We start from the raw sequence: 13,242 nt of genomic DNA on the forward strand, positions 1-13,242 counted from the left end.
TCCGCCCGGACGCGCCGCACCGCCGCCGGCGCGGCCCGCCTGGTCCTAGGCCGATCGGACCCCGCGGGTCGGGACCGCGGACCGACGCGGCCGGCCCGCTCCGGCGACCAGCATGAACGCATGACAGCAGACCTCACCGCCGAGGCGGCGGCGCGGCCGGCCAGGGCGACGACCCCGGGCTGGGCCGCGCTGCTCGCCGCGTCGATCGGCCAGTTCCTCGTCGTCCTCGACATCTCCGTCGTCAACGTCGCCCTGCCGCACATCCGCGAGGGCCTCGGCCTCGGCGCGACGGGCCTGCAGTGGGTCGTCAACGCCTACTCGCTGACCTTCGCCGGGTTCCTCCTGCTCGGCGGCCGCGCCGCGGACCTCTTCGGCCGCAAGCGCGTCTTCATCACCGGCCTCGGCCTGTTCACCGTCGCCAGCCTCGCCGGCGGGTTCTCGCAGGACGGCGCCATGCTGGTCGGAGCCCGCGCGTTCCAGGGCCTCGGCGCGGCGATCCTCGCCCCCGTCACGCTGTCGCTCGTCACCGGGACGTTCCCCGAGGGCCCGGCCCGGACCAAGGCGATCGCCATGTGGACGGCCGTCGGCACCGCGGGCGGCGCGACCGGCGGCCTCGTCGGCGGTCTGCTGACCGACTACCTGAGCTGGCGCTGGGTGCTGCTGATCAACGTCCCGGTCGGCGCGGTCGTCGCGGTGATCGCCGCCCGCTGGCTGCGGGGCGACGGCGACGCGGCCGGGCGCCGCCGCCTCGACCTGCCCGGCGCGGTCCTCGTCACCGCGGGCGTGGGCCTGCTCGCGTTCGGCATCGGCGAGACGGGGGACCACGGCTGGCGCGGCGCGGTCCCGCTCGCCGCCGGCCTCGTCCTGCTCGCCGGGTTCGTGGCCGTCGAGGCGCGCACCGCCGAGCCGCTGGTCCAGCTGCGGCTGTTCCGGCTGCGCAGCGTCGCGGTCGGCAACCTCGCGACGCTCGTCGGGACGATGGCGGGGTTCGCGCTCTGGTACTTCCTGTCGCTCTACATGCAGAACGTCCTGCACTACAGCGCGGTCCGGACCGGCCTGTCGTTCCTGCCGCACACGGCGGGGATCATCATCGGCTCGCGGCTCGCGCCGCCCCTGACGGCGCGGCTGGGCGTCCGGCGCCTCGCCGGCATCGGCGGGCTCATGGCCGCGGCCGGGTTCGCCTGGCAGAGCCTCGTGCTGGACGCCGACGGGACGTTCCTCACCGCGATCCTCGGGCCGGGCGCGACCATGGCCCTCGGCTTCGGCCTCCTGATGACCCCGCTGGTGGAGGCGTCGACCAGCGGCGCGGACTCCTCCGAGGCGGGCGCGGTCGCGGGCGTCGTCAACACCTCCCGCACGATCGGCGGCGCGATCGGGCTCACCGTCCTCGGCACCGCCGCGGCGCACACGGGGCCCTCCCTGGCGGACGGCTACGCGGCCGCCTTCCTGGTCGCGGCCGTCGTCACCCTCGCGGGCACGGCCATCGTCCCGTTCCTGCCGCGGCCCCGGCAGTGGCCTCAGCCGGGGGCGGACGCGACGGCGTGACGCACGGCCCCGGCCGGCCGAGAAACAGAACGGGCGCGCCGGAAGGCGCGCCCGTCTCTGTCGGAAGCGAGGAAAGCGAAAGGGCTGGTTACCTTTGCAAGAGTGAGAAGGAAGCCCCTTCATGGCCTCGCACGCCGACGTTATCAGTCAGGCCGGGATCAGGTCACTCAGGTTTTCCGGAGTGTAGACGGCGGAGTCCGCGTGCAGACCGTCCGGGCGTTCCAGGCCGACGAACGTGACCGGTTCCCCGGGCGCGGCGCCGTCCCAGAGGGTGGTCTTCCCGGCGTCGAGCAGGTCCACCAGGTGGCGGACGGTCAGGTGGCGGCGCTCGACGATCCCGCGCAGCAGTTCCGCCGTCGTCACGCGGTTGTCCTCCACCCGGTTGAACTCCGGCGCGCCCCGCAGGTGCAGGTGCAGCCACTTGGCCCGCCACCGGCCGTCGTCACCGCGCAGGAACGCCATCGGCAGCGCGACCCGGCCCGGCCCGCGCAGGTCCGACTTCATCCGGACGGTCCGCGCCTCGAACGGGCGCCCCTTCTGCTCCCCGTCGCGCAGCATGAACCCGAAGAACGACTCCTCGACCTGGTCGAACCCTTCCCCGGAGTAGATGTCCACCTGCGGGACGATGAACCGCGCGTCGACCTTGGACAGGGTCAGGTTGATGAACTCCGACGCGCCTTCGGGGGCGTTGGTGATGTCGCCGGAATGCTCTCCCGCCACGGTCTTGAGATTGGTGTAGGAAATCCATTCGGGGTCGCCGTAGTCCTCGCCGAGCATGAGCACGGAAAGGTCGAAGTCCGTCCTGAGCTCGCGCTGCCGCCAGTAGACGAAGAACCGCAGCAGCTCGCCGTCGACGGGCGTCACCGAGCCGCGCGGCAGGACGCCGAGCCCCTTCCCGGCGGCCTTCCCGCTGAGCGGGAGCGCGACGTCGAGCACGTCGGGGTCGACCACCAGACGGCCGACCGACGGGAGGCGGCCCCGGATCTCCCCGTCCAGCAGCGCCGCGAGCCGCTCCACCGCGCCGGGGTCCAGGGGCGGGCGGGTGTCGGGCACGGTGACGCCGCGGCCGAGCCGGTTGGCGAACAGGCGCGTCCCCTCGGTCTCGGCGGCACGGTTGAGCAGGTGCTCCCGCACCGACAGCAGCACCCGGCCCGAGACGCGGTCCACCACCGACTCGGCGGTGTCGAGCACCGCGTCCCGGGCGTCCGGCGCGAGGCGCAGCAGCCGGTCCAGGGACCGGAACAGCGTGCCGGGCGCGCCCGCCGCCGTGCGCGCGGCGCCCGCGACGTCCCCGGACGCCAGCCGCGCCTCGAAGCGCGCCGCGAACGACGGGGCCTTCTTCTCGCCGCGCGCGACCGCGAACACGTCCGCCGCGCCCGCCCACTTCGGGTACTCGTGCGGGTGGAGGCGCTCGCCGAGCCGCTTCCACGGCTCGCGCCGGGCGGCGACGTCGCCGAGCTTGCCGGGGTCGTCGCGGACCACGCCGTCGAGCGCGGCGAGCAGCGCGCGGCGCACCGCACGCGGCATCGACGCGAACCGGGTGGGCTCCTGGAGGGTCACGTCGCCGTCCGACAGCGCGCACGCCAGGCGCAGCACGTCGGTGACCGTGTCGACGAGCGGCGGGGCGCCCAGCGTCAGGCGGACCCGGTTGATGACGGCGCGGTTCTCCCGGACGGGGATCCGCTCCGGGTGCGGGCCGGCGGTGTGGTGCGCGGCCAGCTTCTCCAGCGTCTCCAGGTCCTCCTCGCCCAGCGGCGTCGTGCTCTCCGCGAGGCGCACGTACAGCTCCGCCGCCTCCTCGGCGAGGGCGCGCCCGAGGTGCAGGACGGTCACCCGGTCGCCCGCGGCGGCGACCAGTTCGTCCTGCGCCGCCAGCATCTCCTCGAAGGTGTGCTGGTAGCGGCCGTAGCCCTTGAGCGTGAGCAGGTCGAGGACGCCGCCCCGCTGCGCCTCGCGGGCCGCCGGCGCGAGCTTCGCGTCCTGCAGCGTCTCGTGGAGGAGCCCGAGCCAGAAGTCCAGGGTGTCGGGCACGTTGTGGGGGAAGGCGCGGAAGTAGACGTTGTGCTGGACGTGGTCGCCCGCCATCTCGCGGACGGTCGCGAGCGTGCGCACCGCGACCTTCCGGACGGTCCGCCCGGGTAGCCCCGACAGCGCGCGCAGGACGTCCCCGGACAGCTTGAAGCCCACCGACATCAGCGCGGCGTCGAACTGCCGCGCCACCGCCGCCCCGTCTCCGGACGGACCGGACGGCGCGGGAATGCGGTGCGTGTGCCGGACGACCAGTGCCTCAAGCCAGATGTTCACCGCGCCATGGTGACAGAGCAGCACAAATCACTGCACTCGATTAAGGGAGGGAGCGGCGACCCGTTGCGGTCAGGAGGCGAGGGCGTGGCGTTCCAGGCGCGGGTCCGGTGCGGGCGGGCGGGTGAGGCGCTTTCCCAGCCGTTGCGCGGGCGCCTCGATCCAGCGCTGCGAGGCCCAGCTCGCCGCGATCAGAACGAGGAGGAAGAAGGCGAGGCCGACCATGTCCTCGCGTCCGGAGATGTCGAGGAACTGCGCGGCCACCATGAGCAGCAGCGGGTGGAGCAGGTACACCGAGAAACTGATGGTGCCGAGACCGGTCGCCCAGGCGGGGAAGCGCCGGTGCCGCAGCCGCCAGCCCGCCGCGAAGGTCGCGGCGGCGGCCAGCACCGCGCCGCACCAGACGAACTGGGCGTTGCGCCCGTAGGGGGCCGCGTTCCACGTCCCGGCGGCGAGCGCGCCCGTCAGGACCGCCGCGCCCGTCGCCCCGGCGGCGCGCCGCGAGATCTGGCCGTGCTCGGCCCGGTGCACGGCGGTGCCCATGAACATGGCCGCCAGCATGAGCAGGCCCTCCCACGCGCCGACGCGGCCGTTGACCGCGACCAGCGCGAGGGCGAGCAGGCCGCCGAGAAGCCCGCCCGCGACGCGCGGCCCGGGACGCCGGGACGACGCCGCCGGGATCGCCACCGCCAGGGCGGCCACCGTCACCGCGACCACCGGGCCCGTCCCCGCCGTGCGCGACAGCAGGGCGGCCGGGGCGTACGCGCCCGCCAGCAGCCCGCAGGCCGTCAGCGCGACCGCCGCCAGCGCGACCACCGTGAGGACGACGGCGGCGGTGGCCGAGCGGCGGTGCCCGCCGACGACGAACAGCGCGACGACCAGCAGGTAGAAGGCCATCTCGTAGGAGAGCGTCCACAGCACGTTCATCGCGTTCGGGACGTTCAGGACGTCCTGCAGCATCGTCATGTGCGCCAGGACGGCCGTCGCGGGGGAGTACTGCTCCAGCCCCGCGCGGAGCCCGAGCACGCCCAGCAGGAACGGCAGGACGGCGAGGAGGCACGTCACCGCCAGCAGCGGGTAGATGCGGAAGAACCGGCCGGCCCAGAACCCGCGCACGCTGCCGCGCCGCTCCAGCGAGGCGGGCACGATGTACCCGCTGACCAGGAAGAACACCAGCACGCCGAACAGGCCGGGGTCGAACCGGTCGGCGAGCCGCACCCGGAGGTCGGGCAGGTACACGTAGCTCGCGTGGTGCAGCGCCACCGCCAGGGCCGCGGCCCCCCGCAGCGCATCGAGCCACCCAAGTCTGGACGATGCGGAGGAAACACCCAAAGCGGGAAGCATCCCGACAGACTAGTAGCTCCTACCTCATCCCCACCATCGACCGCAGGTCTTCCCTGAATCGCCTATCTGCCGTGAAATGGGTGAGAAAGGTTTCTCGCTCGCCGTAGAGAATGCGGCGAATTGGAGGGGTAATGCCGGGAATCACGCATCGCTCGACCAGGGAACCCGCGATCAAGTCGCGTTTCCTTTCGCACGGCACGCTGAAGATCACTGATGTGGCGGCGACCCGGCGCTTCTACGAGGAGGTGCTCGGGCTGGAGGTCGTCCAGCCGATGACGGCGGTCCTCTACGCCCGGCTCGGCGGCGACCACACCTACGTGTGCGTGGAGTCCAGGCCCGACCGCCCCGACATGCCGCTGCTCTACCACAACGGAATCGACGTGGGCGGCGACGAGGACGTGGACGAGGCGTACCGCGCGACAGCGGAGGTCGGCGAGGAGTACGGGGTCAGGGAGCTCAACAAGCCCGTCCGCCAGCACGGCGTCTACTCCTTCTACCTCAAGGACCTCGACGGCAACTGGTGGGAGATCGGCCACCTGCCGCCCGGCGGCTACCGGTTCCGCTTCACCGACGCGCGCAACGACCTCACCGGCCGCACCGACCTCACCCCGCAGGAGGCGAAGGAAGTCTTCCTCAACCCGGTCGTCGACGCCGGCTGACGCCGCCCGGCGCCGATCCGGCGGGTGACCCCGGGGACGCCCGGGGACGATGGGGGCATGACGACTGACGAGGGCAGGACGACGCTGCCGCTGAGCCCGGATGAGCTGCTGACGACGACCCGCACCGTGCGCAGGCGCCTCGACCTCGACCGGCCCGTCCCCCCGGAGCTGGTCCGCGAGTGCCTGGAGATCGCCTTGCAGACGCCGAGCGGCAGCAACCGGCAGGGCTGGCAGTGGGTCGTCGTCACCGACCCCGGGACGCGTGCCGCGATCGGCGAGCACTACCGGCACGCGTTCGCCGCCTACGCGCGGGCGGGCGGCGCCGGCGGCGCGCAGTACGAGGGCGACCCGGAGCGGGCCGAGGTGCAGCGCCGCGTCGGGGAGAGCGCCGCCTACCTGGCCGACCGCATGGGCGACGTGCCGGTGCTGGTGATCCCGTGCCTGCGCGTCCCCGGCGGGCGGCTGCCGGAGGGCAACCAGGCGGGCCTGTGGGGTTCGCTGCTGCCCGCCGTCTGGAACTACGCCCTCGCGGCGCGCGCCCGCGGGCTCGGCACCGCGTGGACGTCCCTGCACCTGACGCGCGAGCGGGAGGTCGCCGAGCTGCTCGGCCTGCCCGAGGACGTCCGCCAGGGCGCGCTCATCCCGACCGCCTACTACACCGGCGACACCTTCCGCCCGGCTCCGCGGGTCCCGCTGGAGGAGGTCCTCCACCTCGACCGATGGTGACCGCATCGGACGAAGGCTTATTGGCGTATCGCCAACAAGTTATTGTCACAGCGCCAATAAGGCTCTAGGATCCGGTGTACGCCCCCGGAGACACCGGCGGCCCCGCGTGATCCCCGTCTACGCGCCAGACGCACGTGGGACCGCCGGCTCCGGAGCGGAGGGCGCACCGGCCGCAGGACGGTCTCCGGGCATGGAACAGGGCCGGCGCCGCGAGCGGGGCGGCGACGCCGGCCCTGGGATCGGGGACGGGACGGGCTCAGGCCGTCATGTCGGGCCCGTTCACTTCAGGCCGTCGTCGAGGGCCTTGGTCAGGACGCCCGGGTCGCCGGACATCTCCCAGATCATGGCGCCGAGCAGGTTCTTGCTCCGCAGCCAGGCGGTCTTCTTCTGGATGGACCAGGCGTCGTCGAACGTCCACCACTGGCCGTTGTCGCCGGTGTAGCAGGACGTCGCCACCGCCTGCTCGTCGTGGACGACCTTGCAGCCCGGCACGCCGGCGATCAGGTTGCCGTAGCCGCGCGTCCCGGCCTCCTCCTGGAACTGGCCGGGCGCCGCGCCCTTGGCGGCCTGCCACTCACCGCTCCTGCCGCCGTCGGTCACGTTCTGCCAGCCCCGGCCGTAGTAGGCGAGGCCGAGCGTCAGCTGCGCCGGGTTGACGAAGTCGTGCCAGTAGCCGGTCAGGAAGTGCCTGGGCAGCGGGCCGGTCGCGCACCCGCTGGTGGTGCCGGTGACGGCGGCGCTGGCGGGGGACTCGCCCTTGCCGTCGTAGGCCTTGACCGTGTAGCCGTGCGTCGAGCACTCGGCGAGCCCGCCGATGGTGGCGGTGGTGCCGCCGACGGTCGCCTTCAGGTCCGCGCCCTCGTAGACGCGGTACCCGGTGGGCGTCCCGCTTCCGGCCTGCCAGGCCAGCGTCAGCGAGGTGTCGGTCCGTCCGGTGACGGTGGGCGCGCCGGGGGCGCCGAGCCCGCCCGGGGGATCGGTCGGCCCGCCGTCGCAGGGCCCGCCGTTGAACGTGCAGTTCTGCGGGGCGCCGGGACCGTTCCCGAGGAACCCGAACGTGACGGACCCCCCGGGCGGGACGACGGCGTTGTACTCGCGGTTCTGGAACGTGCTGCGCTGGCCGTTCTTCGTCAGGAGCGCGTCCCAGTAGGACCCGACGGACGTTCCGGACGGCAGGTCGAACTCGACCCGCCACCCGTTGATCGCGGCGTCGGTGCCGTTGGTGAGCGTGAAGCGTCCCTCCCACCCCGAGCCCCAGTCGGAGGGCTTGGTGAAGGTCGCGGCCGCGGCGCCGGCGGCGTGCGCGCGGGGCGCGAGGGCGAGGACGAGGAGCAGGGCGGTGAGGACGCTGAGAGCTGAGCGGGGGCGCAAGGGCTCACTCCATCGCTTCGGAAGGCTGGCGGATTCCCCCGAACCCCGAGATCGTTCACGCATTAGACAGGAAGGTTTCCTATCTATTTAGAGTCAAGGTAGCCAGCGCCCGGGGCGTCGGCAAGACCCCGGCGCGGGCGCCGTGCGACCCCCGGGCAACCACCCCGGCTCGCGCGCCGAACCAGCCTCGGCGATCTTCGAAATCGGCAACTCTCGCCGGAACGGGCGGCGATCGACGGCGAATATCGCCAGGTGACCGGCCGTGCCGCCGGATCTAGGCTCGCGAGAGCCCCCTCCCCCCGGCCGCGCGGGTAAAGAAACGATCTTCCTGAACATGGTCAATTCAATATCTTGACTGATTCCAGAAAATGGGTCACTCTGGAGACGTGGCCAGCTCCTTGGACTTCCACTCGATGCTGCGCGCGGCCGCCCTGAGCGTGACCCGCCCGCGGCTGGCGGTGCTGAGCGCCGTCCACGCGCACCCGCACGCCGACACCGAGTCGGTGATCGGCGCCGTGCGCGGGGAACTTCCGAAGGTGTCCCACCAGGCCGTCTACGACTCGCTGCGCGCGCTGACGGCGGCGGGCCTGCTGCGGCGCATCCAGCCGTCCGGTTCCGTGGCCCGCTACGAGTCGCGGATCGGGGACAACCACCACCACGTCGTCTGCCGTTCGTGCGGGGCCATCGCCGACGTCGACTGCGTCGTGGGCGATGCGCCCTGCCTGGCGGCCTCCGACGACCGCGGCTACCTGATCGACGAGGCCGAGGTCGTCTACTGGGGGCTCTGCCCCGACTGCTCAACCGCCCACAGTTCCTGATTCACCCACGGTCGCCCTGGAAGGAATCACATGTCTGAGAAGAACGAAGCCGCCGCCGGTGGCGGCTGCCCGGTCGCGCACGAGCGCGCTCCCCACCCGACCCAGGGGGGCGGCAACCGCGGCTGGTGGCCGGAACGGCTCAACCTGAAGCTGCTCGCCAAGAACCCGCCCATGGCCAACCCGCTGGGCGAGGACTTCGACTACTCCGAGGCGTTCGGCAGCCTCGACCTTCCCGCGGTGAAGCAGGACATCGCGCACGTGCTCACGGACTCGCAGGACTGGTGGCCCGCCGACTTCGGCAACTACGGGCCGCTGATCATCCGCATGGCGTGGCACAGCGCGGGCACCTACCGCGTCAGCGACGGCCGCGGCGGCGCCGGCGCGGGCCAGCAGCGCTTCGCGCCCCTCAACAGCTGGCCGGACAACGCGAGCCTCGACAAGGCCCGCCGCGTGCTGTGGCCGGTCAAGAAGAAGTACGGCCGCAAGATCTCGTGGGCCGACCTGATGATCCTGGCCGGGAACGTCGCCCTGGAGACGATGGGCCTGAAGACCTTCGGCTTCGCCGGCGGCCGCCGCGACGCCTGGGAGGCCGAGGAGGACGTCTTCTGGGGCCCCGAGACCGCCTGGCTCGACGACGAGCGCTACAGCGGCGAGCGCGATCTGGAGAAGCCCCTCGCCGCGGTGCAGATGGGCCTCATCTACGTCAACCCGGAGGGCCCGAACGGCAACCCGGACCCGGTCGCCGCGGCGCGCGACATCCGCGAGACGTTCGGCCGCATGGCGATGAACGACGAGGAGACCGTCGCGCTGATCGCCGGCGGCCACACCTTCGGCAAGACGCACGGCGCGGCGCCGTCCGACAGCATCGGCGTCGAGCCCGAGGCCGCCCCGCTGGAGGACATGGGCCTCGGCTGGAAGGGCACCCACGGCACCGGCAAGGGCCGCGACTCCTACACCAGCGGCCTCGAGGTCACCTGGACGCCCACCCCGACCGAGTGGGACAACAGCTTCTTCGAGAACCTCTTCGGGTACGAGTGGGAGCTGACCAAGAGCCCCGCCGGGGCGAACCAGTGGCGGCCGAAGGACGGGGCCGGGGCGAACACGGTGCCCGACCCCGAGGACGGCACGCTGAACCGCCAGCCGATGATGCTGACGACCGACCTGTCGCTGCGCTTCGACCCGATCTACGAGCCGATCTCGCGCCGCTTCAAGGAGAACCCGGAGGAGTTCGCGGACGCGTTCGCCCGCGCCTGGTTCAAGCTGACCCACCGCGACATGGGCCCGGTCACGCGCTACCTCGGCCCCGAGATCCCGTCCGAGACGCTGGTCTGGCAGGACCCGGTCCCGGCCGTGGACCACGAGCTCGTCAACGCGCAGGACGTCGCGGAGCTGAAGCGCCGCCTGCTGGACTCCGGGCTGTCGGTCGCCCAGCTCGTCACCACCGCGTGGGCGTCGGCCGCCTCGTTCCGCGGCACCGACAAGCGCGGCGGGGCCAACGGCGCCCGCATCCGGCTGGAGCCGCAGCGCAGCTGGGAGCTCAACAACCCCGACGGGCTGCGGAGCGTGCTGCGCACCCTGGAGCAGGTCCAGGAGGCGTTCAACGCCGAGCAGACCGGCGGCAAGCGGATCTCCATCGCCGACCTGATCGTGCTCGGCGGGTGCGCCGGGGTCGAGCAGGCCGCCAGGGCCGCCGGGCACGACGTCGAGGTGCCCTTCGCGCCGGGGCGCACCGACGCCTCCCAGGAGGAGACCGACGTCGAGTCCTTCGAGGTGATGGAGCCGACGCACGACGGGTTCCGCAACTTCCTCCAGAAGGGCAACGCCCTGCCGGGCGAGTTCCTCCTGGTCGACAGGGCGAACCTGCTCACGCTGACCACGCCGGAGATGACCGTCCTCGTCGGCGGCCTGCGCGTCATCGGCGCGAACTACGACGGCTCGTCCCTCGGCGTCCTCACCGACGACCCCGGGGCGCTGACCACCGACTTCTTCGTGAACCTGCTCGACATGGGCACGGTGTGGAAGGGGACGGGCGAGGACCCGATGACCTCCGAGGCATTCGAGGGGCGCGACGCCTCGGGGGCGCTGAAGTGGACCGGGAGCCGCGCCGACCTCGTCTTCGGCGCGAACTCCGAGCTGCGCGCCGTCACGGAGGTCTACGCGAGCGACGACGCGGGCGAGAAGTTCGTCCGGGACTTCGTCGCCGCGTGGGACAAGGTGATGAACCTCGACCGGTACGACCTCGCCTGATCGAGAACGTCCGGGACGTCCGGGCCGGCCGCCGCGGCGGCCGGCCCGGACGCCGTCTCAGGGGACGTGCGGGCGCGGCCGGGTCAGCCGGCGCCCGTCCGGCACGCCGGGCACAGGCCCCAGAACGTGACGTCGGCCTCGTCGATCAGGTACCCGGCGTCGTCCACCGGGTCCAGGCAGGGCGGGTGCCCCACGGCGCAGTCGACGTCCTTGATCGCGCCGCAGGACCGGCACACGAGGTGGTGGTGGTTGTCGCCGACGCGCCCCTCGAACCGGGCCGGGCTCCCGGCCGGTTCGATCCGGCGGACGAGCCCCGCCGCGGTGAGCGCGTGGAGCGCCTCGTACACCGCCTGGAGGGAGATGTGGCCCACGCGGTCGCGCACGCCCGCGGCGAGCGCCTCGACGCCGAGGTGGTCACCGGCCCGGACGGTGTCCAGCAGGGCCACCCGGGCGGCCGTCACCCGCAGGCCGGCGCCGCGCAGCTCCTCGGCGGTGGACGGGGTCTGGGACGCGGTCATGGCGCCGAATCCTCCCTTGCAAACGCGAATCGTTTAAGACAACAAATGAGGCAAGTCTAGCCGGGCAGGCCGGAAGCGGGCGCGGCCCGCGCCCCGGGCCGGGACGCGGGCCGCCGGCGGGTCCGGTCAGAAACCAGCCGTGATCTTGGTGAACTCCCAGGGCTGCTGGTCGGTGCCGCTGCAGTTCTCCGCGACGCCGCCGCCGGGGCAGGGCCGGTCCCGGTTGACCGACCAGAACGCCAGCCTGGCCAGGCTCTTGGACTTCGCCCAGTCGCGGATCTTCGTCCACGTCGCGGTCGAGGTGAGCTCCTGCTGGTCGGACAGGCCGTTCATGCCGGAGATCCCCATGTGCGTGTAGGCGGTGGCGTCCGACCATCCGAACGCCGACTTCAGCGCGGTCTTCAGGCCCTCGGACGCGTTGACGGTGCTGCCGTACATGTCCGCGCCGCCGCCGAAGTCGAACGGCATGATCGTGAACACGTCCACGTTCGCCTGCAGCGCCGCGGCCTGGTCGACGAGCCGCTTGCCCCAGTAGTTCGGCCCGGTGGTGGTCGTGCCGAACGTCAGGATCGTCTGCAGGCCCGGATTCCTCTGCTTGAGGATCTTCAGGGCGCCGAGGACGCGGTCCTGGACCGCCGCGTTCTCGAACTCGTCGCTGTTCTCGATGTCGACGTCGATGGCCTTCAGCCCGTAGGCGTCGATGACCTTCTGGTACGCGCCGGCCAGCGCCTCGGGCGTGGAGCAGTTCGGGCCGAGCTTGTCGCCCGACCAGCCGCCGACGGACGGCAGCACGTCACCGCCGGCCGCGCGGATCTGCGAGATCGCCTGCTCGTCCACGCCGCCCTTGAGCGGGCGCTGCCCGTCCCACCCGGGGTTGCAGCCGCCGCTGGACAGGATGAACGCCATCGTGAACCACTTGATCCCGGACGCGTTCATGACGGTGGAGGGGCTCGGCGGGTCTCCCCAGCCCATGTACAGGTAGGGCGCGGCGCGCCGGATCCCGGTCGGCGGCTCGGCGCAGCCGGTCGTCGTGGCCGTGACCGGGCCGCTCGCCGCCGACTCGCCGGCGGTGTTGTACGCCCTCACCGTGTAGGTGTGGTCCGAGCAGGCGGTCAGCCCGCCGACGGTGGCGCTCGTCCCGGTGGCGGTGGCCTTGACCGCCGTGCCCTCGTAGACGCGGTAGCCGGTGACCGTGCCGGTCGAGGCCGGCCACGACAGGGTCAGCGAGGTGTCGGTCCTGGCGGTCACGGCCGGCGCCCCGGGAGCGGAGGGCGTGCCGGGCGGAGGCGTGTCGCCGCCCGTACAGGAGGCGCCGTTGATCGTGCAGTTCTGCGGCGCCCCGGCGCCGCTGACGATGAAGCCGAACGTGACGCTGGCGCCCGCGGCGACGCTCCCGTTGTACTCGCGGTTGGCGAACGCGGCGTGCTGCCCGGACCTGGTGAGCAGGGCGTCCCAGTAGGTCCCGACCGACGAGCCGGACGGCAGGTCGAACTCCACCTTCCAGCCGCTGACCGCGGACGCGGTGTCGTTCTTGATCGTGTATCTGCCCTCGTAGCCCGAGCCCCAGTCGGAGGCCTTGGCGAAGGTCGCCGTCACCGAGGCGGCGGCGCCGGCCTGGACGGGGACGAGCAGGGCGAGCAGGAGGGAGCAGAGGGCGGTGAGCAGGAAACCGGGGAGAAGCCTTCTTCTTCGCAATGTCACTCCCGGGTAGGA

10 protein-coding genes are annotated in these 13,242 nt (G+C 72.7%); 5 read left to right on the forward strand and 5 right to left on the reverse strand.

The window, feature by feature from the left end; translation table 11 throughout:
* Positions 1-120: 120 nt before the first annotated feature.
* A complete protein-coding gene (locus ACQEU6_RS39050; protein ID WP_499338722.1) occupies positions 121-1,545 on the forward strand; it encodes an MFS transporter in 1,425 nt (474 codons plus the stop codon).
* Between the two features lie 147 nt (positions 1,546-1,692).
* On the opposite strand, the gene ACQEU6_RS39055 is transcribed toward ACQEU6_RS39050, so the two are convergent.
* Both ACQEU6_RS39055 and ACQEU6_RS39060 read right to left on the reverse strand, forming a co-directional pair.
* A complete protein-coding gene (locus ACQEU6_RS39055) occupies positions 1,693-3,849 on the reverse strand; it encodes a TerD family protein (protein WP_499338723.1) in 2,157 nt (718 codons plus the stop codon).
* A gap of 69 nt (positions 3,850-3,918) precedes the next feature.
* Complete coding sequence (locus ACQEU6_RS39060; protein ID WP_499338724.1) at positions 3,919-5,190, reverse strand: acyltransferase family protein; 1,272 nt, start codon at positions 5,188-5,190, stop codon at positions 3,919-3,921.
* Between the two features lie 131 nt (positions 5,191-5,321).
* Here ACQEU6_RS39060 and ACQEU6_RS39065 point away from each other — a divergent pair, with 131 nt between their 5' ends.
* Both ACQEU6_RS39065 and ACQEU6_RS39070 read left to right on the forward strand, forming a co-directional pair.
* Positions 5,322-5,849 carry a VOC family protein gene (locus tag ACQEU6_RS39065; protein ID WP_499338725.1) on the forward strand — a complete coding sequence of 176 codons (528 nt, stop codon included), beginning with the start codon at positions 5,322-5,324 and terminating at the stop codon, positions 5,847-5,849.
* A gap of 57 nt (positions 5,850-5,906) precedes the next feature.
* Positions 5,907-6,575 (forward strand): nitroreductase family protein, encoded by a 669-nt coding sequence (locus ACQEU6_RS39070; protein WP_499338726.1) that lies wholly within the window; start codon positions 5,907-5,909, stop codon positions 6,573-6,575.
* A 279-nt stretch (positions 6,576-6,854) separates the two neighbouring features.
* Here ACQEU6_RS39070 and ACQEU6_RS39075 read toward each other — a convergent pair whose 3' ends face one another.
* A complete protein-coding gene (locus ACQEU6_RS39075) occupies positions 6,855-7,946 on the reverse strand; it encodes a cellulose binding domain-containing protein (RefSeq protein ID WP_499338727.1) in 1,092 nt (363 codons plus the stop codon).
* A gap of 413 nt (positions 7,947-8,359) precedes the next feature.
* Between ACQEU6_RS39075 and ACQEU6_RS39080 the strand changes: the two genes are divergently transcribed.
* Positions 8,360-8,764, forward strand: coding sequence for a Fur family transcriptional regulator (locus ACQEU6_RS39080; protein ID WP_499340496.1), 405 nt, complete (start codon positions 8,360-8,362; stop codon positions 8,762-8,764).
* 30 nt (positions 8,765-8,794) lie between these two features.
* Positions 8,795-11,011, forward strand: coding sequence for a catalase/peroxidase HPI (gene katG / locus ACQEU6_RS39085; protein ID WP_499338728.1), 2,217 nt, complete (start codon positions 8,795-8,797; stop codon positions 11,009-11,011).
* Positions 11,012-11,094: 83 nt separating this feature from the next.
* Here the strand turns inward: katG and ACQEU6_RS39090 are convergent, their stop codons facing one another.
* Together ACQEU6_RS39090 and ACQEU6_RS39095 are read right to left on the reverse strand one after the other, a co-directional pair.
* A complete protein-coding gene (locus ACQEU6_RS39090; RefSeq protein WP_499338729.1) occupies positions 11,095-11,529 on the reverse strand; it encodes a Fur family transcriptional regulator in 435 nt (144 codons plus the stop codon).
* A 126-nt stretch (positions 11,530-11,655) separates the two neighbouring features.
* Entirely contained in the window at positions 11,656-13,224 is a 1,569-nt protein-coding gene (locus tag ACQEU6_RS39095) for a cellulose binding domain-containing protein (protein WP_499338730.1), read from the reverse strand.
* Positions 13,225-13,242: the final 18 nt, after the last annotated feature.

The sequence above is a fragment of the Spirillospora sp. CA-108201 genome (assembly GCF_050936235.1).
Lineage (GTDB): Bacteria > Actinomycetota > Actinomycetes > Streptosporangiales > Streptosporangiaceae > Spirillospora.

Excerpts from the sequence above, each read along its gene's own strand:
- ACQEU6_RS39050 (WP_499338722.1), top strand. The coding sequence starts at position 121 with ATGACAGCAGACCTCACCGCCGAGGCGGCGGCGCGGCCGGCCAGGGCG.
- ACQEU6_RS39060 (WP_499338724.1), bottom strand. The coding sequence starts at position 5,190 with ATGCTTCCCGCTTTGGGTGTTTCCTCCGCATCGTCCAGACTTGGGTGG.
- ACQEU6_RS39065 (WP_499338725.1), top strand. The coding sequence starts at position 5,322 with ATGCCGGGAATCACGCATCGCTCGACCAGGGAACCCGCGATCAAGTCG.
- ACQEU6_RS39070 (WP_499338726.1), top strand. The coding sequence starts at position 5,907 with ATGACGACTGACGAGGGCAGGACGACGCTGCCGCTGAGCCCGGATGAG.
- ACQEU6_RS39080 (WP_499340496.1), top strand. The coding sequence starts at position 8,360 with ATGCTGCGCGCGGCCGCCCTGAGCGTGACCCGCCCGCGGCTGGCGGTG.
- katG (WP_499338728.1), top strand. The coding sequence starts at position 8,795 with ATGTCTGAGAAGAACGAAGCCGCCGCCGGTGGCGGCTGCCCGGTCGCG.
- ACQEU6_RS39090 (WP_499338729.1), bottom strand. The coding sequence starts at position 11,529 with ATGACCGCGTCCCAGACCCCGTCCACCGCCGAGGAGCTGCGCGGCGCC.